Genomic DNA, 18346 nt, shown 5'->3' on the forward strand with positions numbered 1-18346 from the left:
TTTGATTGCGTATTCAAGATACGGGTTATTACGCTTTCGCGAAAGCATAAAAAAACCCACTCAAAAGAGCGGGTTAAATATAGTGTTAAGCATTTTCTAAGAAAACAAATGTCTATAATTATTCCAATTACGGTATATAAAATACCCATTGAGAACTGCTACTAAAAGCGCAGGCACAATATTAGGTGGATCTAATACGGCGTGAAAAAGAACAATATTTACAGATATAGGAATCAATGCGAGTAACGCCACAGGAAAAATCTTCTTAGTTATAAAGAGAAGTCCTACAATCACTTCTAGTCCTCCTACTAGCGGCCACATATAACCACTATCTGTAAATGCTTGAAAAAGATGTGCTGCGCCTACATTATCACCAAATTCAAAATCTGGCATAAACCAGAAAAATTTATTGAGTCCAAAGACAAGAAGCATTAAGCCTAGCCCTATGCGAATAATTGTGTGTACTAATTTCATAATGGTTGTTTTTTAATTACAACCTTAGACGATAGACAAAGTACTTAATTACAAAGACCTACTCTTTACCGTCTAGAAGTTGCTGAAACATATCCTTATATCGAGATACATGTAAGCCATCTATGAGTCCATGATGCACGTACAGTGCAACAGGCATTGTAAAGGTTCCAGATGATTTTTCTGTTATCTGCCCGTAAGAGATTTTAGGAACGCTATCCTTTGCCTTAAAGAGTCGGGAGTGTGTAATGGATGAAAAATCCATCCAAGGTATGGCAGAACAATGCATCACATCATCTGTATTAATAGGCGGAAAAAGATCGTCTGAATTTTTTATGCGCTCCACCTCACTCTGCACGGACTTTGTGAAAACCGTTATATCTGCATCATATGGAATATAACTAAAACCAAAGGTTTCATTATCTCTCATGAGCGTCGCACTAGCGCTTATAGTATCAAGTAAAACCACATCATTATCTGGTGTGATCCGGTATTTAAAGTTCTCAATAGCCATCGCAGCTTCTAGCGACTTGTGTAGATAATAGATAAATAAAGACACTCCTTGCTCTTTTGCTCGCTGCTTTGCAAGTGTCATATCTACTTGCCAAGTGATCCCGAAATAAGGCTCCTCAAATTGTGAGAAAAACTCAAAATGTGCGCGGCGCTTCCAGCTAGAGATATCTATTTTATTCAATGTAGTTGTGTTTTGTACAAATATAAAAAGTCCCTCACGAGGAGGGACTTTTTATAGTACTAAATAAAGATATTTTTAATAGTGTAGGAGTTACACTAAGCCATTAGCTACTAGATATTCTCCTATCTGTACCGCATTTGTTGCAGCACCTTTACGTAAGTTGTCTGATACAATCCACATGTTAAGCGTGTTCTCTTGTGAGTAATCACGACGTATTCTACCTACATAAACATCGTCCTTACCTTCTGCATAAATAGGCATAGGGTATGTATTTGTATCCGGATTATCTTGTACCGTTACTCCAGAAGTTTCATTAAGAACCTTACGAATGTCATTCTCTTCAAAAGGCGCACGGAGCTCAACATTTACAGATTCACTATGACCACCTACCACTGGAATACGCACAGCAGTTGCTGTTACCGCAATAGATCTGTCATTTAAAATTTTCTGAGTTTCATTTACAAGCTTCAACTCTTCTTTGGTGTAACCGTTATCATCAAAAACGTCACAAGCCGGTATTGCATTACGGTGTATAGGGTAAGGGTAAGCCATTTCTCCCTTCTCACCAGTATATTCATTTTCTAATTGCTGCACCGCTTTTACTCCAGTACCTGTAATAGATTGATAAGTAGAAATCACTAACCTTTTGATACCGTAATCTCTATGTAACGGTGACATTGCAAGTACCATTTGTATCGTAGAGCAATTAGGGTTTGCTATAATTTTATCTTCTTTAGTAAGAGAAGTTGCGTTAATTTCTGGAACAATAAGTTTCTTAGTAGGGTCCATTCTCCATGCAGAACTATTGTCTATCACGGTTGTTCCCACTTCAGCAAACTTAGGCGCAAATTCCTTTGAGGTATCTCCACCTGCCGAGAATATAGCAATATCGGGTCTAGCTGCAATTGCATCTTCCATAGAGTGGATGGTGTATTCCTTCTCTTTATATAGTACCTTCTTACCCACAGATCGCTCTGAGGCTACAGGTATTAATTCCGTTATAGGGAAATTACGTTCTGCAAGAACTTTTAACATCACTTGGCCTACCATCCCGGTGGCTCCTACTACCGCTACTTTCATAGTATCGTTTTAAAGAGGTTGTTTTAAAAATGAGCTTCGCTTTCGCGAAAACTTTATAAAACGTCAAAGTTAGTACGCATTAACGATTTATAAGCCGTTGAAACCTTAAAAGTTAGTTAGATATATAACAATACGTCAAACTTTGTTTTAATTACATAAAAAAACCACCCTGTTAGATAAACAAGGTGGTTTGAGTTAGAATATAATAGTGTAGCGGTTGCTACGAGTAATTATTTCTTAAGAGAATCTCTGATTTCTTTTAATAAATCGATTTCAGATGGTCCTGGATCTGCTGCTACTTCTTCTACAACTGGCTTCTTAGTTTTGTTGTAAGCTTTTACAATCATGAAAAGTACAAAACCAACGATGATTAAGTTAATGATTGCATTAATCCAGTTTCCATACATAATTGCATTTTCTGGAGTTGCTACAGCACCGTCTACCATTACCGCCTCGTCAAGAACTATTTTTAAATCTGCAAAATCAACACCTCCAGCAAAGTGACCTACAATAGGCATCATGATGTCTCCTACAAATCCTTTTACTACAAGTCCAATCGCTCCAGCAAGTATTACTGCTATTGCTAGGTCAATGACGTTACCCGTCATGATGAAATCCTTAAATTCTTTTAACATTGTCAAGTCTGTTTTTTAGGTTAATATGAATCGAAGGTAACTATTTTTTTCAAACCACTTAACAAAAGTTTAAGAAACACGCTTTATCGAAGAATGACACGTTTTACCCGTTGACCGATCGCTGTTAAGAGTTCGTATGAAATAGACTGCATCTCTCCTGCCAGTGTTTCGGCACTTGTAGTTTCTCCAAAAACCTCCACATCATCTCCCTCTTTACAAACTATACCCGTGATATCGACCATGACCATATCCATACAAACGTTACCTACAATGGGCGCCTGTTGTCCCGCAATAATCACATAACCTACACCGTTTCCTAGCGATCTAGAGATGCCGTCTGCATGACCAATAGGCAATGTAGCGGTAACCATATTTTCGGTTGCTTTGTATGCTCGATTGTATCCTATACTCTGACCAGGCTCAATATGATGAATCTGTGAGATTACAGATTTTAATCTAGCTACTGGTTTTAAATTTTTTGTCTCCTCTTCATTATTACCGTAACCATACAACCCTATACCTATACGCACGCAATCAAAATGGGCTCTGTGATAGTTAATAACTCCAGAGGTATTAGTCATATGCATGAATGGCACATAATCCAACGCTTGTAGAAGTTCCTTGGAGATATTTGTAAATTGAAGTATTTGATTTAAAGTAAATTCTTCTTCGGCAGGATCTTCACTAGCTACAAGATGTGAGAAGAGAGATGCTACTTTTACACTCACATTTTCGCGCAAGCGGTCAAGAATCCATGATACGTCAGTATTTAAGAAGCCTAGTCTATTGAGTCCTGTGTTAAACTTTAAATGAATAGGGTAATTTTCTTGCCCTTTGCCTTTTGCAAAAGCTGTAAACAACTCCATCATTCTAACGCTGTAAATACTAGGCTCAAGGCATCGCTCTATAAGCTCATCAAAAGTATCTGGCTGCGGATGCAACACTAATATAGGTGTGGTTATACCAGCATCTCTAAGCGCAACACCTTCTGAAACGTATGCCACAGCGAAGTAATGTACCCCCTGGATTTCTAATTCTTGAGCCACAGATCCAGCATCACTGCCGTATCCAAATGCTTTTACTACTGCCATAACTTTTACAGCGGGTGCTACCTTCTTTCTTAAATAAGAATAGTTATGACGTAAGGCAGCTAGATCTATTTCTAAGCGTGTGATTGACATTAGTTAGGGTCTTGAGGTGTTTGCCTCGAGGTATTTGTTGTGATTTCTTCGGGAGTTTCTACGTCCATCTTACGTAGTCTGTCTCGCAACATAGCTTTATAGTAAGCCGCACGTGAGAGTGGTTCATACTCTTCTGTCTCTCCTAGCATCACAATATCCTCGCTTTGTGCTTTTCTATAACTATATTGAGCAAGGTTACCTGTACGAGTGCACACTGCGTGAACCTTAGTTACATACTCTGCCGTTGCCATTAGATTAGGCATAGGACCAAAAGGATTTCCTTTAAAGTCCATATCAAGACCAGCAACAATTACTCGTATGCCGCGATTTGCCAGATCATTGCAAACCTGTACAATCTCATCATCAAAAAATTGTGCCTCATCAATCCCCACCACATCACATCCATCTGCTAGCATAGGAATATTTGCAGCTGCAGGAACTGGTGTAGAACGTATTTCATTTGCGTCATGTGAGACCACCATTTCTTCATCGTAGCGCGTGTCTACAGCAGGTTTAAAAATCTCAACTTTTTGTTTTGCAAACTGCGCGCGTTTGAGCCTGCGGATGAGTTCTTCTGTTTTACCAGAGAACATAGATCCACAAATGACTTCAATCCAGCCAAATTGCTCTTTATGATTTACTGTATTTTCGAGAAACATTTTGTACTTTTCTAGACCAAAACGGCAATAATTCCGTTTTATTAATCCCAATGATTAAGGCAGAGGTAAATGTATCAAAATTACGTTGAAACCACTCCACATATCTCAAAGTTATGAAGAAAACTATCAAGGCAGAACTCGTAAGCATAGCTCATAAAATCCTACAACTACGTGACGATGCAGATTATAAACAACTGGCAGATACAACTAGAAAACTGCATGAAAAGCTTACTGTTCTTGCTTATGCAGAACAGCTCGAAAATGCAGGAAAACCTACCTTGGGACTTAGAGAACTAGAGGAAGTAATGGTAAATGAGGAACTTGCACCAGCAAAGGAACCGTCACCAGCAGATCTAGAAACCCAAACTCCTACTCCGTCTCCTACAAGAACGCCTGCCGAAATACTAGCAGACAATCAAGCGAGATACGCCGAAGCAAAAGGAACAGATGATCACCACAGACCAGATGGCACGCAATATAATGATGACGATGAGCCCGTACATGAGCCTGTGATTGAAAAAATTAAAGATATGTGGCCAGAAATGACCCCTGAGGCTGCAGATATTGATAAGGTAATAGACGCTATTATACCACCTCAGCCAGCTGTTGGCAAAGCAGATAGTTTTGAAATAGGAAATGAATTCGGACAAATGCCCATTTTCGAACCTAAAGAAATCACTAGTCAAGAAGTGGCAGATGATAAGCCAAAAAACCTTAATGATCGTTTGAAAACTGGTTTAAAAATTGGACTCAACGATAAACTCTCCTTTATAAAACATCTATTTGCTGGAAGTACCTCTGACTATAATAGAGTACTAAGCCAACTAGAAACCTTTGGCTCTGCAGCAGAGGCTCGCACTTTTATCTCCCAAATGGTAAAACCTGATTATAATAATTGGGAAGGAAAAGAAGTACAAGAAACACGCTTTCTAGAGATTGTGGAAGGAAGGTATTCATAGATAAATGCCCTATTGACTTTTGCAAACAACTATTTTAAAGAAGAAATCTGCATCCACGTTCATAGAGAGTGCCATTATAAATAATAATATTTTTTTATCACTATTGTTGACCTTCAAGAAAGCTAAGGTTGATAAAATCGCTCTTTCCGAGAATGATCTCATGTTTATTATTGAAAATAAAATTGTACTGCATAAAAAATTTCCGAAAATTGACTCTGTAAGCTATAACGGATTAAGAGAACAACTTGTAATCACTACCAATACTGCAGTTTTTAAATATTCATTAAAAGCTTTTAGAATTAGTTACGACGAAGGGAAAAGTCTTAAGGCAAGACTAAATGAGTTTAATTCTAAAATCAAAACTAGCTTACCATGAAAGTACAACGCATTATTTACTGGATCACCACAATAGGCATTTGCGCTATCATGCTCTACTCGGCTCAAATGTATTTTAGAAATACAGCGATGGTTGAAGGTTTTTTTAAAGCTCTAGATTATCCTACATATGTTGTAATACCGCTAGCGGTATTAAAAATTTGCGCAATCCTTATGCTATTATGGAGAGGTATTCCGTGGCTTACAGAGTGGGCTTATGCTGGAATATTTTTCGACGTAGTACTCGCAGCGGCTGCACACTACAAGGCAGATCATGATATTACTTTGACGCTTGTTGCACTAGTACTTCTACTTGCTTCTTACTTTTTTGGCAAAGAAGTAAGACCCATGTATCGTTAGTTATACAACTACAAACTATCATTTATCACTAACTTTGCGGCATGTCAAAACTCTACTTAGTTCCTACACCCATTGGTAATCTTGAAGATATGACCTTCCGTGCTATTCGCATACTTAAGGAAGCAGATCTTATTCTAGCTGAAGACACTCGCACGAGTGGTAAGCTACTTAAGTACTATGAAATAGGCACGCAGATGATGAGCCATCACATGCATAATGAACACCAGACAGTTGATACCATTGTTAAGCGTATTCAAGCAGGTGAGGTAATTGCATGTATAAGTGACGCAGGAACGCCCGCCATCTCTGACCCTGGTTTTTTACTTACACGTGCTTGCGTTGAGGCAGACATAGAGGTAGACTGTTTACCAGGCGCAACAGCATTTGTACCTGCGCTTGTAAATAGCGGCTTCCCTAATGATAAATTTATTTTTGAAGGATTTCTTCCCGTAAAAAAAGGGCGCCAAACTCGCTTTCTGGCACTTCAAGAAGAAACGCGCACGATGATTATTTATGAATCACCTCATAAACTCATAAAAACACTAGGTCATTTTATAGAATATTTTGGTGCAAACCGTCCGGTTTCTGTATCTAGAGAGATAACAAAATTGCACGAAGAAACTGTGCGCGGGACTGCCACAGAAGTACTCGCCCATTATACAAACAAACCTCCTAAAGGTGAGATTGTAATTATAGTAGGAGGAAAGTCAAAATAGCAGTTTCCTATCCTATGAGTCACTTAACCTTATCACCTTGGAAAACCTATTAAAATCCATTAGATCTTGTAACATTTGTTTAGACTTACCTCTTGGTCCAAATCCAATAGTTTCTGCTCATCCAAAAGCCAAAGTACTCATTATAGGTCAAGCTCCAGGAACAAAAGTACACAAGACATCTATACCTTGGGATGACCCTAGTGGCAAGCAACTACGTAAATGGCTAAGTTGCGATCATGAGACTTTTTATAACCCTAAAATAATATCTCTAATCCCTATGGGTTTTTGTTACCCAGGCAAGGGAAAAAGTGGAGATTTACCTCCTCGATCCGTGTGTGCTCCACAATGGCATGAACAAATTTTAGAAAAACTACCGGATTTAGAGCTTGTCATTCTTATAGGCACCTATGCCCAAAAATATTACTTGAAAGACAATACTTATAAAAATCTAACAGAAACTGTTCGCAATTATAACAAATACTTTCCTAAATTCATGCCCTTACCGCACCCTTCGCCACGCAACAGATTTTGGCTGCATAAAAACCCTTGGTTTGAGGCTCAAGTTTTACCTGTGCTTAAGTCCGCTTTCGCGAAAGCGATATCTTAAAAATTATAAGTCGCCGCAAGTATTAGATTTCTTCCCGCAGCAGCTATTCCAGATGAATATGTACGGTATCGCTGGTCTGTAATATTATCAAGATTTGCTGTAAAAGACCAGCTATCAGAAAGCACATAACGACTACCTAAACTAAGTTCATACCAGCTAGGTGAGTAAGGATTACCATCACTGTCAAGGGCATAGAGGTGTGAGTTACTTTGCTGACTAGGAGCAAGCTCGTCAAAATCAAAAGAACCACTATAAGCCACCGAAGCATCTAGCGTCCATTTATTACTAGTCCATATTAAGTGATTATTCCCAAAAAGCGGCGCCGCATGCCTAAAAGGAATGTAACTACCATCTTCATCTTGTTCTACACCACTCGTATAATTGAACTGCCCTGTAAGTTTCAGGGTTTTAGAAAGCTTTGCATCTGCGCCTATTTCTATACCATAAACCTCAGCCTTAGAGGCATTCTGTATTGCTTGCACGTTACTCAATTCTCCTTGATAAGCTATCTCTGTTACACCATCAAGATCAAAATCGCGGCGTACTAAAGCGTTTTCAAGCAAAGTGTAATAACCGTTTACATCCAGCCTTAGTGCGTTAGAAAAATTGAAGTTAAATCCTAGTTCGCCATTGTAAGCATACTCAGATTTAAGATTAGGATTAGGAACTACTACAGATCCTGGCTCGCTATCAAATATTTTACCTACATCATCAATGTTAGGTGCTCTAAACGCTGTTCCTAGATTTGCTTTGAGGCTTACTGACTTAGAAATTTCATGAGTGACACCTATGCTTCCTGTAAGGTTTCCAGTACTTAAATCTGCTTTATCAAAAGGCAGTGCAAAAAACTCGTTGTTATCAGAAAAATCGGCTGCAAGTAGTATGTGGTTATAACGCAGTCCAGATTGCAGGCGTGTCTTCTCTGTAAGTTCTAATTGTATACTTCCATAAGCTGCTAGAGATTGCCATGTAGATCCGTCTGGATAGCGAGAAGCTTGATTGCTTATAGTTCCAGTAGTGATATCTGTTACTTGACCATTAGATCCTACTTTATTGTGTACATACTCTAGTCCATAATAGACTTTATTACGTTTTGACTTTAGATTTTTTGTAAAATCTAAGCCAACAGAAAATGCATCTACATTCTCGTCAGTTTCAAAAAAATCTGTTCCGCCAAAATCACGATCATTTCTACTCTCTTTAGAGTTCTGATACGTAATGGTTGCTCTTGCACGATTGTAAAAACTACCATAGCCCTCTTTATCAATCTGGAGGTTAGTCATAAACCACTGTTGCGGACCATAAAACCACTCTGCCGCCCTAAACTCTCCATCTCTTTTTCTCGTTAATCTATCATAACGATCATAATCTGATGTAGTGGCATAAATAAGACCTAAGTTAAAATCCCAAGTATCGTTAGACCTAAAACGCACTTTTTGCATCAAATTTAAGGAGTTAAATGCAGAGCCCTCCTGTACCAAAGGATTATCATTAGTCACTGCAGTATCTACACCGTCAATAATTTGCACAAAATCAGTGCGCAAATAATCATCTGGACCGTGCTTCCCTTGACGCTGGTCATCATAATCTGAGTAGCTTGCACTCGTAAGAAAAGACCAGTTGCGCTTCCCTATATTGATATCAAAATGTCCTGTCCTTTCATTATTTGCAGTGTTTACACGTGCAACGGCCGCACCTGTAACCACATTAGTTTCTGTAAATGAAAGCTTAGGTTGCTTAGTATAAAAGTTCATCACTCCACCCACAGCATCACTACCATAAATCACAGATCCTGGACCTAGTAGCACCTCTGTGCGGTCTATGGTAAATGGATCTATGGAAATTACATTCTGCACGTTTCCTCCTCTAAAGATTGCGGTATTAAAACGCACGCCATCTAGCGTAATGAGTAGCCTATTTGTAGAGAACCCTCTTATTAAAGGACTACCTCCACCCTGCTGACTTTTTTGCACAAATACAGAGCCGCTTGCCTGTAGCAAATCTGCAGCTGTTTGTGGGTTTGCTCGCTGTATATCTTCAGATGAGATTCCTACTATTTTTTGCGGAACGTTCTTTCGGCTTTGTGCAAATTTGCTAGCAGAGAGCACAATTTCCGTAAGCTGATTGTCCTTCTGCTTTAAGAAGATTCTGTTAGAAAGTGCTATGATCTGAGCTTTGCTGTATTGCGCATCTTTATGTGCGACTTCTTGAAAATAAAGGGTTTCCGCTTTCGCGAAAGCGGTCACATCTGCTCTCCCATCAAAATCTGTGAGAGCACTTTTACTTTTATCTTTATTAAAAATAGCAACTCCTATTATAGGTTCGCGCGTATCTACATCAAGCACCGTAATTTTTTGGGCTTGTACAGAGACAGCTACTAATAAGAGTAGGGTAAAGAGTATGCGCATTTTAACTGAAAATTGAGTTGAGCACCGCTAGTGATCTAGGTTTTTTAAAACCGTGTAAATGTAACTCATAATACTGTAATAGCATGTTGAGAAAAGAGGTGCGCTGTTTTTGGTTTAGTTTGATAGAAACTAGTGCATCAAAATTTGTGCCCAAGAATAACTTTAACAACTCGATATCTTGCCCAGAACGACAGTAAATACTTGCTCCTACATTTTCAAACATCCCGTCCATCAAGTTAAAGTACTCATGCTGAACCTCTGAGTCATCAGGATAAAAACCTAAGTAGCTGCTTAACTTCAAAAGAAATAATAAATGAAAATTTGCAATCGTATTATTTAAATCTAGCCATAAGCTAGCGTTCACTATAAAATCAAAGAGAGGTACATTTTCTTCTTCCTCTTGCACAGAAGATCTAAGTACATCTGCAATAAAAAAAACAATGGCACTTTTTGCCACTTCCGTATGTAAACTCGTGTAATGCGTGACCACTTTTGCCTCGCGTATACTTTCTAAAGTTCCCTTATCCTTATGATTTGCTTCAATCTCTAAATGCGTGAGCGGCTGGAACATGGCAACTCGAAGCTTACCCTTCTTTGATTTTAAAACTCCTCTAATAAGGTAAGATTTGAGTCCGCTACTTTTTGTAAAGGCTTTTACAATGAGATCTGCCTCTCCATATTTGAGTGCAGAAAATACAATGGCTTCAGTTTTTACTAGCATTATCTAATGATCATGACTTTCTCAATAGTAGTTTCTTGCAACTCTTCTGGAGGTCCCGTAATAATGATGAGGTATACTCCAGAAGCAACCTTATGTCGCCCAAAAGCGGTAGTATCCCACTCAATGCTTCCACCCGTGGTATTTTCTTCATAAACAAGATTACCTACTAGATCTGTAATCTTCACGTTAGTATTTGCAGTAAGCCCTTCTATACGCACATTACCGTTAAACCCAGGCCTTACGGGGTTTGGGTACACGAGCACTTCTTCAAGATCTTCGGCTGGTGCTGTGGAAGAGCCGTCAAAAGCTACCATTCCTCTTATCGTTCCAAAGTACACACTACCGGTTTCCGGATCAATTGCTACAGATTGTACTGTATTTGAAGGAAGTGGTGAGTTATCTGTAGTAAAATGAAAAATCGTTTCTTGACCATTAGGACTCACATAAAACACACCTGAATCTGCAGTGGCAAGCCACTTATTATTTGCGCCATCTACAATAATATCTGTTACTACCTGATCATTAAGTAGCTCTTGAGCAATACCATCTTGTAATATTATGATAGCATTTGCACTTACCTGAGGATTTTCAAACAATTGAGAAGGCCCGAATAGTACTCGCAAACCCAATCTTGTGCCTATCCAGAGCGCTCCGTTTCTATCTACAGCTAGTGATCGTATATCATCTATGGGAAGGTTTCCAGCGCCATCCTCGCCTGCTAGACGAGCAAACGCATTTGTACCTGGATTGAAAGCAATAACACCTCTTCTATCTGTTCCCACAAAAATATTACCATCTGGGGTAATAGCAACTGCATCTAGGTTTGCATCTTCACCAGCAAGGATCTCTTCTGTATTGAACGGAGTAAACTGTCCGCTAGGAGAAACTCTTTGTAAGCCTAATACAGAACGTGCATTAGTCACCCAGAAATTACCTTCATTATCAAATGCTCCTCCGTTTACTCTCACATCATTTGTCGTAGTGGCAACTGGTAAAAGCGGACTATTATTTTCATCATAGAGAATACTTGGAGTTTCATCTATAATCTCTACAAGTCCTCCATTAAAAGAGCTAGCATACAATCGTGATGGATCTTGATCATTAATAGCAATGTGTACAAAATTGCTCGCCCCAAAGAAATCTTCCAGCGGAATAAAACTCCATCCCTCTGCTTCAGTATAACGACTTATTCCTTGTCTTTTAAGTGGAAATGGATTGTACGATACCGTATAATCACCAAAAACAGACCACACAGAACCTGCACTTGCTGCTGCGTCAAAATGAGCATTTTCTAATGGCCCATTAGGCAATAAACGGGTTATATCTCCAGAGGTTGTGCTATTAATGAGAGCAACACCTGACCCTAGAGTGCCTATAAACACAGCATCATCTTCTATAATTGCAGTGGTATATTTAGGAATAAAATCTTCTATAGCTCCGTAATTTTGAACTTGCGTACCAGTTACATCATATAAAAAAACACTAGCGTTGAGTGTGACTATAATATTCTCTGCACTAGATTGCACATCTATAATGGAAGTCTGAAAATTTTGAAAAACAGAAAAATCTAACCCGTTAGATGAGACTAGAAGACCATTATCCTCTTGTAAGTAAAGATTATTGTCAAATTCTATAACCTTCTCAAAAGCGCCATTTCGAGTTGTCTCCCAGTTATTAAAGTCAATAAGGTTGTCGTTTGCTACGAGCGCCCTACGCAGTCCGCCATCTGTAGTTGCCGCATAAATATATGGCTCTAGAATCGCAGTACTACCTATATCTAAAAGTCCTCCATTATTACCAATAAAATAGGAGTCATCAAACTCAAGTCTCTCTACATCATAAAGTGACACCCCAAAGCCAGTAGCTATATAAACAAACCCATTATATTCTTCAAAGTGGTTGATACGCTTGCGATCTGGGGGAATGGCTGGTTTATTAAAAATATCTACAACCGTAAGTACATCAGAAGTATTACCTACAATAACATCTATCACTCCATTTTCATAACCTACGAAGAGCGTATCAAAACTCTCACTATAATATATAGAAGAGATTAAATTACCAGAAAGACCATTTACCGTAGTTCGGTTTGTAGTAGTACCATCTAGTGTATTATAAATAAAAACCGCATTCTCAGATGCTACATACACCTTCTCATTCCCTGAGGTGATACCCACGATTTGGTTATAAGAAAAATGTGCTGTCCAATCTTCAGAAAAATCTTGTGCCACCGCAATAGATGAAACAAAGAATACAATAAGAAGAAAACGTATGTTCACAGCAGGAAAATCTTATTTATTTAAAACGATCAAATGTACAATTATTGCACTATGAATCGAAATGAGGCGTCTGCATATATTATTACGATTTTATGTGGAGGTATGCTTTCGCGAAAGCATAACAAAAAAAAGGGCAGCCTAAGCCACCCTTTTTAAAAACTATATAAAGCAGTTATTATACTACTCCTTGTGCTAGCATTGCATCTGCGATTTTTACAAATCCTGCAACGTTTGCTCCTTTTACGTAATCTACGTAACCATCTTCATCTTTACCATAAGTTACACATGCTTCATGTATATCAAGCATAATGTTGTGTAGTTTCTCATCTACTTCTTCTGCTGTCCAGTTGTAACGTAAACTGTTTTGTGACATTTCAAGTCCAGAAGTAGCAACTCCTCCAGCGTTTGAAGCTTTTCCAGGTGAAAACAAGATTTTTGCTTTGTGGAATACTTCAATTGCTTCTGGTGTACAAGGCATGTTTGCTCCTTCGGCAACACAGATACATCCGTTGTCTACTAATGTTTTTGCTTCATCACCGTCAAGCTCATTTTGAGTTGCACAAGGCAAAGCTACATCTACTTTTGTTCCCCAAGGTCTCTTACCTTCATGGTACTCTGCAGAAGTATACTTTTCTGTGTACTCGCTTATACGGCCACGTTTTACATTTTTAAGCTCCATTATAAATGCTAGCTTCTCTGCATCAATACCATCGTTATCTACGATATATCCTCCAGAGTCTGACATAGTGATTACTTTACCACCTAATTGAGTTACTTTTTCGGTAGCATATTGAGCAACATTTCCTGATCCAGAAACTGCAACTGTTTTACCTTCAAAAGTTTCTCCTTTAGTTTTAAGCATACTTTGTGCAAAATATACGTCTCCGTACCCTGTTGCTTCTGGTCTCATTAATGAACCACCGTATGATAATCCTTTTCCAGTAAGAACTCCCGTAAATTCATTACGAAGTTTCTTGTACTGTCCAAACATGTATCCTATCTCGCGACCACCTACTCCAATGTCACCCGCAGGCACATCTGTATTAGGGCCTATGTGGCGAGAAAGCTCGCTCATAAAGCTTTGGCAAAAACGCATTACTTCTGCATCAGATTTTCCTTTTGGATCAAAATCAGATCCACCTTTACCACCACCCATAGGTAATGTTGTAAGGCTGTTTTTGAAAACTTGCTCAAAACCTAAGAACTTAAGAATACTAAGATTTACAGATGGGTGGAAACGAAGTCCACCTTTATATGGACCAATAGCGCTGTTAAACTCAACACGGTATCCTCTATTTACTTGTATCTCTCCAGAATCATCCGTCCAAGGCACACGAAACATAATCGTACGCTCTGGCTCTACCATACGCTCAAGAAGTTTCTTCCCTTGGTATTGAGGATTCTTTTCTATGAAAGGTATTACAGTTTCTGCTACCTCGTGAACGGCCTGCATAAATTCAGGCTCGTTTGGGTTGCTCTTAGCAACATAATCGACAAATTTTTTAATGCTGTCTGACATAAGTTTAATCTATTGTGAGAATGTATTTTACAAATCAATTTTTACTGATTACAAATATACGGTATCCTTGATTTTATGCGCGTATTTTTTAGAATATCGTAATGAACAAATCAATAAGTAAGATTAAACTTACATAAAATAGGGAATATTCTTGAATATTTCGGTGTTTGACATTATTGTATATATTTGTCACACTCAAATTACCTACTTATGAAAGCCAAGTACCTACTGTTGGCATTGCTATCTTTTACGATGGCACATCAGAGCTTAAATGCTCAATTTGGATTTTCGCACGAACTTGGCGTGATTGCGGGTCCAATTGCATTTCAAGCAGATTATGGTGAACGTGGGAATCAAGAAACAAATATAGGGAATACTGGATTTGGAGTAGGTCTCGTTCACTATCTAAATTTCTCATACCAAGCAGATTGTAATTGCTACTCCCGATACACGTATTTTAATGATCACTTTAAAGTTCGTAATGAAATTGATTATCACTTTACAAATCTTAACAACTTTGGCCCAGAAACAGACGACAATGATTTTGGTGGTTTAAGACTACGTAATCACAAAGGAAAAGCGAGCGTTTTAGAAATAGGTTCTCATTTAGAATATTACCCACTTAGCATAAGAGATTTTGCAGCAGGAGCTTTTAAATTTGCTCCTTATGTGAGTCTTGGTGCCCACTTTGTTTCTTATAATCCTAGTGCAACTACTGATTTGAGAGCAGATGGAAATATTTTTGGACAAGTGCTCAACCCCTACACACAAGATCCTTTTGACACGGGACCAGCTATCTTTGATGGTTTTAATGTAGGTGATGGCGAGTTTGGGACAGGAGTTGACACAAGACCTGGAACAACCTGGGCCATTGCTGGAAGTATAGGGACTCGATATAAACTAGGTGTACTAAGTGATCTTAATTTAGATTTGAGATGGCACTACTACTTTTCTAACTGGGTAGATGGACTTAACCCTGACCCAAGACCTGACAATAAGGTAAATGACTGGATTTTCTGGGTTAATGTAGGATACATCTATTACCTAGATTAACTTAATATAAAGACTAAATAGAAAAGCGACTTTGATAATTTCAAAGTCGCTTTTCTATTTTACAAGATTAGTTTTCTAGTGCCTGTTTAAGATCTGCTATGAGATCTTCTTCATCTTCAATACCTACGCTTAGCCTCACTAAAGAATCTTTAATTCCAAGTTTTTCTCGTTCTTCTTTTGGGATAGAACCATGCGTCATTGATGCTGGATGACCTGCAAGCGACTCGACACCTCCTAGACTTTCGGCGAGCGTGAAAATGCGTAGCTTTTCTACAAAGCTTACGGCTCCAGCTAGCGAATCTTGCTTAGTAGTAAATGATATCATCGCTCCGTAATCCTTCATCTGTCTTTTGGCAATATGATGATTAGGATGATCTTCAAACCCAGGCCAGTATACCTTATCAACCATAGGATGTGATTTAAGGTAATGAGCAACAGCCTTGCCATTTTCACAATGTCGTTGCATGCGCACATGTAAAGTTTTTATACCGCGCAATGCTAGAAAACTATCTTGAGGTCCACTTATGGCCCCACTTGCATTTTGTATAAAGTATAATCTATCTGCTAGCTCCTTATCTTTTACAACAAGAGCACCCATAACCAGATCGCTATGACCCCCTAAATACTTTGTAGCACTATGCATCACAATATCTGCACCTAAATCAAGGGGTAGTTGTAAATAAGGAGTTGCAAAAGTATTGTCTACCGCAAACAGGATCTTATACTTTTTTGATATTGATGAAACTGCCTCAATATCAATAATACTCATCATCGGGTTCGTAGGCGTTTCTACCCAGATGAGCTTTGTTTTTTCATTTATATATGTCTCTATATTATTTACATCTTGCATCCCTACAAAGTGAAACTTAATACCAAAACTTTCAAATATCTTAGTAAATAACCTATATGTACCACCATACAGGTCACTCGTTGAGATCACCTCATCACCAGGCTTGAGCAATTTCACAATTGCATCTATTGCGGCAAGTCCAGATGCAAAAGCGATTCCATATTCTCCATTCTCTATACTCGCAAGCGACTGCTCAAGTGCGTGACGCGTTGGGTTTGCAGAGCGACTATACTCATATCCCTTATGACCGCCTGGAGTAGATTGTGCATAAGTAGAAGTTTGATATATAGGAGGCATTACAGATCCATAAGCCTTGTCTGGATGCTGTTTACCATGTATTGTCTTAGTATTAAATTTCATTTATTAGTTATTTTATAGTGATACGAACTCTCATCACCTGAGTAAATGTGTCTATAAAAATACGACAACTCGCAACAAGCTATTATTCCAATAAGGAAATCAAAACATAATATAATGCTCAAGTTGCGGCATTGTCATCTCCTTGCATACGTCGCTTTTAATTTGAAAGCATAACAACTACCTTTATTGCATGAAAAAACTGCTTCCTTCCATATTTGTAATCTTATTTTTTATAAGCTGCGAAAAGACAATAACCTATACAGCTACCACAGATAGCTATTCTACAAAAGATTTTGCTATTTGTAATAGCCAGCCATGTCCAGAAATTGCACTATCAATTCTCAATATGGAAACACCAGAAGAAGCTGCTATCACTGTAAATAATTGGATTCAAACTTCTACTATAAACACACTGTATAACGAGACAGAAATTTTACCTAGCTCTATCAATGATGCCATTGAACTCTATATTAACAACTCACAAATATCATATCCGGAAACGACAGAACTTTCGGACGCTCATGAAATCACTATAGATTCTGCGATATCATTTGGTTCTAACACATTACTTTCTGTAGTATTCTATTCATACCAATTTATGGGTGGTGCGAGTGGTTTTGACAATGAAATGTATCTCAATATCAATCCACAAACTGGTAAAGAGTATAGTGATGACGAGTTGCTCGATGATGATTTTTACGCTTTCGCGAAAGCGCAATTTGAAAAAGAATATCCGCAAGAAACATTTGACGTCACACCATCAAACCTTCCCGACAGCTACCTAAAAGAAGTAGGATTTACCGAAGAAGGTATTGTTCTTATTTATAATGATATGGGTGTATCCTCATTTAATATGGAGGACAAGCAGATTACAATCCCATGGGAGCTTTCAAAAGATTACCTTAACCTTTAATGAGTTTTGATAGTTGGATAATACAGCCTAGGTGTAATCCTTCGTGAAAATTATTAAAATCAAGTCCATGCTCTACTTTTGACAATGTTCCGCCCGTGGTAGAAAGCGTATATTCTTTAAAGTCTTTAAAAATACCCGCCTCATAATCTCTTTGAAGTGTCTTAAGAGTATCAAAAAGCATCTCGTGTATGAGACCTACTTCCTCCTGGGTTACATCTCTTTCTGGCTTTGTACCTTTTTTATAACTATTAATAAACTCCATAGATACAGCTGGCGTGAGACCAGAAAGTCCATAAGTAAGAAGTTGTTGTGTTGCGATGCTATGACCTATATTCCAGATAATATTATTATTGAAGCCATTTGGTATTTTATTGAGTTCTTCAAGTGTGTGACTCTTAATAAAACGCTCTAGAAGGTGACGGTTTTTTAGACAAATATCAAAGGTGTATTCCATTAGGTTTAATTTTTTCTAAAAATAATCCATTTTGGTAGAGATAGGCGGTATT

Annotated in this window: 18 protein-coding genes; 6 read left to right on the plus strand and 12 right to left on the minus strand. The window is 38.3% G+C overall.

Going from position 1 to position 18346, the window contains the following annotated elements:
- Nucleotides 1–96: 96 nt before the first annotated feature.
- The 6 genes from DCS32_RS05410 to DCS32_RS05435 all read right to left on the minus strand — a co-directional run bounded on the left by DCS32_RS05410 (nt 97) and on the right by DCS32_RS05435 (nt 4720).
- Entirely contained in the window at nt 97–474 is a 378-nt protein-coding gene (locus DCS32_RS05410) for a DoxX family membrane protein (RefSeq protein ID WP_108877336.1), read from the minus strand.
- A gap of 58 nt (nt 475–532) precedes the next feature.
- Nucleotides 533–1165: a CatA-like O-acetyltransferase gene (locus tag DCS32_RS05415; protein ID WP_162533597.1), complete on the minus strand. Its 633-nt coding sequence runs from the start codon at nt 1163–1165 to the stop codon at nt 533–535.
- A gap of 90 nt (nt 1166–1255) precedes the next feature.
- A complete protein-coding gene (locus tag DCS32_RS05420; protein ID WP_108877338.1) occupies nt 1256–2245 on the minus strand; it encodes an aspartate-semialdehyde dehydrogenase in 990 nt (329 codons plus the stop codon).
- Between the two features lie 230 nt (nt 2246–2475).
- Nucleotides 2476–2880 carry a large conductance mechanosensitive channel protein MscL gene (gene mscL / locus DCS32_RS05425; RefSeq protein ID WP_108877339.1) on the minus strand — a complete coding sequence of 135 codons (405 nt, stop codon included), beginning with the start codon at nt 2878–2880 and terminating at the stop codon, nt 2476–2478.
- Nucleotides 2881–2963: 83 nt separating this feature from the next.
- The gene (alr, locus tag DCS32_RS05430) at nt 2964–4061 is read right to left on the minus strand and encodes an alanine racemase (RefSeq protein ID WP_108877340.1); all 1098 of its coding nucleotides are present in this window, start codon (nt 4059–4061) and stop codon (nt 2964–2966) included.
- Nucleotides 4061–4720, minus strand: coding sequence for a thymidine kinase (locus DCS32_RS05435; RefSeq protein WP_108877341.1), 660 nt, complete (start codon nt 4718–4720; stop codon nt 4061–4063). The genes alr and DCS32_RS05435 overlap by 1 nt, the downstream gene beginning before the upstream one ends.
- A 113-nt stretch (nt 4721–4833) precedes the next feature.
- Between DCS32_RS05435 and DCS32_RS05440 the strand changes: the two genes are divergently transcribed.
- The 4 genes from DCS32_RS05440 to DCS32_RS05460 all read left to right on the plus strand — a co-directional run bounded on the left by DCS32_RS05440 (nt 4834) and on the right by DCS32_RS05460 (nt 7737).
- Complete coding sequence (locus DCS32_RS05440) at nt 4834–5679, plus strand: hypothetical protein (protein ID WP_108877342.1); 846 nt, start codon at nt 4834–4836, stop codon at nt 5677–5679.
- Nucleotides 5680–6051: 372 nt separating this feature from the next.
- A complete protein-coding gene (locus DCS32_RS05450; RefSeq protein ID WP_108877344.1) occupies nt 6052–6414 on the plus strand; it encodes a DoxX family protein in 363 nt (120 codons plus the stop codon).
- 41 nt (nt 6415–6455) lie between these two features.
- A complete protein-coding gene (gene rsmI, locus DCS32_RS05455) occupies nt 6456–7130 on the plus strand; it encodes a 16S rRNA (cytidine(1402)-2'-O)-methyltransferase (protein ID WP_108877345.1) in 675 nt (224 codons plus the stop codon).
- Nucleotides 7131–7167: 37 nt separating this feature from the next.
- Nucleotides 7168–7737 carry a uracil-DNA glycosylase family protein gene (locus DCS32_RS05460; protein ID WP_204161803.1) on the plus strand — a complete coding sequence of 190 codons (570 nt, stop codon included), beginning with the start codon at nt 7168–7170 and terminating at the stop codon, nt 7735–7737.
- Here the strand turns inward: DCS32_RS05460 and DCS32_RS05465 are convergent.
- The 4 genes from DCS32_RS05465 to gdhA all read right to left on the minus strand — a co-directional run bounded on the left by DCS32_RS05465 (nt 7734) and on the right by gdhA (nt 14664).
- Nucleotides 7734–10145, minus strand: a complete 2412-nt coding sequence (locus tag DCS32_RS05465; RefSeq protein ID WP_108877347.1) for a TonB-dependent receptor plug domain-containing protein — start codon at nt 10143–10145, stop codon at nt 7734–7736. The genes DCS32_RS05460 and DCS32_RS05465 overlap by 4 nt on opposite strands.
- A gap of 1 nt (nt 10146) precedes the next feature.
- Nucleotides 10147–10866: a DNA repair protein RecO gene (recO, locus tag DCS32_RS05470; RefSeq protein WP_108877348.1), complete on the minus strand. Its 720-nt coding sequence runs from the start codon at nt 10864–10866 to the stop codon at nt 10147–10149.
- Nucleotides 10866–13145: a two-component regulator propeller domain-containing protein gene (locus tag DCS32_RS05475; RefSeq protein WP_108877349.1), complete on the minus strand. Its 2280-nt coding sequence runs from the start codon at nt 13143–13145 to the stop codon at nt 10866–10868. Before DCS32_RS05475 ends, recO begins: the two co-directional genes overlap by 1 nt.
- Nucleotides 13146–13320: 175 nt before the next feature.
- Complete coding sequence (gdhA, locus tag DCS32_RS05480) at nt 13321–14664, minus strand: NADP-specific glutamate dehydrogenase (protein WP_108877350.1); 1344 nt, start codon at nt 14662–14664, stop codon at nt 13321–13323.
- A 210-nt stretch (nt 14665–14874) separates the two neighbouring features.
- On the opposite strand from gdhA, the gene DCS32_RS05485 reads away from it, so the two are divergent.
- Nucleotides 14875–15717, plus strand: coding sequence for a THC0290_0291 family protein (locus DCS32_RS05485; RefSeq protein ID WP_108877351.1), 843 nt, complete (start codon nt 14875–14877; stop codon nt 15715–15717).
- A 67-nt stretch (nt 15718–15784) separates the two neighbouring features.
- Here the strand turns inward: DCS32_RS05485 and DCS32_RS05490 are convergent, their stop codons facing one another.
- Nucleotides 15785–16927 (minus strand): cystathionine gamma-synthase, encoded by a 1143-nt coding sequence (locus DCS32_RS05490; protein WP_108877352.1) that lies wholly within the window; start codon nt 16925–16927, stop codon nt 15785–15787.
- Nucleotides 16928–17117: 190 nt separating this feature from the next.
- On the opposite strand from DCS32_RS05490, the gene DCS32_RS05495 reads away from it, so the two are divergent.
- Nucleotides 17118–17840, plus strand: coding sequence for a hypothetical protein (locus DCS32_RS05495; protein WP_108877353.1), 723 nt, complete (start codon nt 17118–17120; stop codon nt 17838–17840).
- Here the strand turns inward: DCS32_RS05495 and DCS32_RS05500 are convergent.
- Entirely contained in the window at nt 17830–18294 is a 465-nt protein-coding gene (locus tag DCS32_RS05500; protein WP_108877354.1) for a DinB family protein, read from the minus strand. The genes DCS32_RS05495 and DCS32_RS05500 overlap by 11 nt on opposite strands.
- Nucleotides 18295–18346: the final 52 nt, after the last annotated feature.

Source organism: Dokdonia sp. Dokd-P16, from assembly GCF_003095655.1.
Classification (GTDB): domain Bacteria; phylum Bacteroidota; class Bacteroidia; order Flavobacteriales; family Flavobacteriaceae; genus Dokdonia.

Excerpts from the sequence above, each read along its gene's own strand:
- DCS32_RS05410 (WP_108877336.1), bottom strand. The coding sequence starts at position 474 with ATGAAATTAGTACACACAATTATTCGCATAGGGCTAGGCTTAATGCTT.
- DCS32_RS05420 (WP_108877338.1), bottom strand. The coding sequence starts at position 2,245 with ATGAAAGTAGCGGTAGTAGGAGCCACCGGGATGGTAGGCCAAGTGATG.
- mscL (WP_108877339.1), bottom strand. The coding sequence starts at position 2,880 with ATGTTAAAAGAATTTAAGGATTTCATCATGACGGGTAACGTCATTGAC.
- alr (WP_108877340.1), bottom strand. The coding sequence starts at position 4,061 with ATGTCAATCACACGCTTAGAAATAGATCTAGCTGCCTTACGTCATAAC.
- DCS32_RS05435 (WP_108877341.1), bottom strand. The coding sequence starts at position 4,720 with ATGTTTCTCGAAAATACAGTAAATCATAAAGAGCAATTTGGCTGGATT.
- DCS32_RS05440 (WP_108877342.1), top strand. The coding sequence starts at position 4,834 with ATGAAGAAAACTATCAAGGCAGAACTCGTAAGCATAGCTCATAAAATC.
- DCS32_RS05450 (WP_108877344.1), top strand. The coding sequence starts at position 6,052 with ATGAAAGTACAACGCATTATTTACTGGATCACCACAATAGGCATTTGC.
- rsmI (WP_108877345.1), top strand. The coding sequence starts at position 6,456 with ATGTCAAAACTCTACTTAGTTCCTACACCCATTGGTAATCTTGAAGAT.
- DCS32_RS05465 (WP_108877347.1), bottom strand. The coding sequence starts at position 10,145 with ATGCGCATACTCTTTACCCTACTCTTATTAGTAGCTGTCTCTGTACAA.
- recO (WP_108877348.1), bottom strand. The coding sequence starts at position 10,866 with ATGCTAGTAAAAACTGAAGCCATTGTATTTTCTGCACTCAAATATGGA.
- gdhA (WP_108877350.1), bottom strand. The coding sequence starts at position 14,664 with ATGTCAGACAGCATTAAAAAATTTGTCGATTATGTTGCTAAGAGCAAC.
- DCS32_RS05485 (WP_108877351.1), top strand. The coding sequence starts at position 14,875 with ATGAAAGCCAAGTACCTACTGTTGGCATTGCTATCTTTTACGATGGCA.
- DCS32_RS05490 (WP_108877352.1), bottom strand. The coding sequence starts at position 16,927 with ATGAAATTTAATACTAAGACAATACATGGTAAACAGCATCCAGACAAG.
- DCS32_RS05495 (WP_108877353.1), top strand. The coding sequence starts at position 17,118 with ATGAAAAAACTGCTTCCTTCCATATTTGTAATCTTATTTTTTATAAGC.
- DCS32_RS05500 (WP_108877354.1), bottom strand. The coding sequence starts at position 18,294 with ATGGAATACACCTTTGATATTTGTCTAAAAAACCGTCACCTTCTAGAG.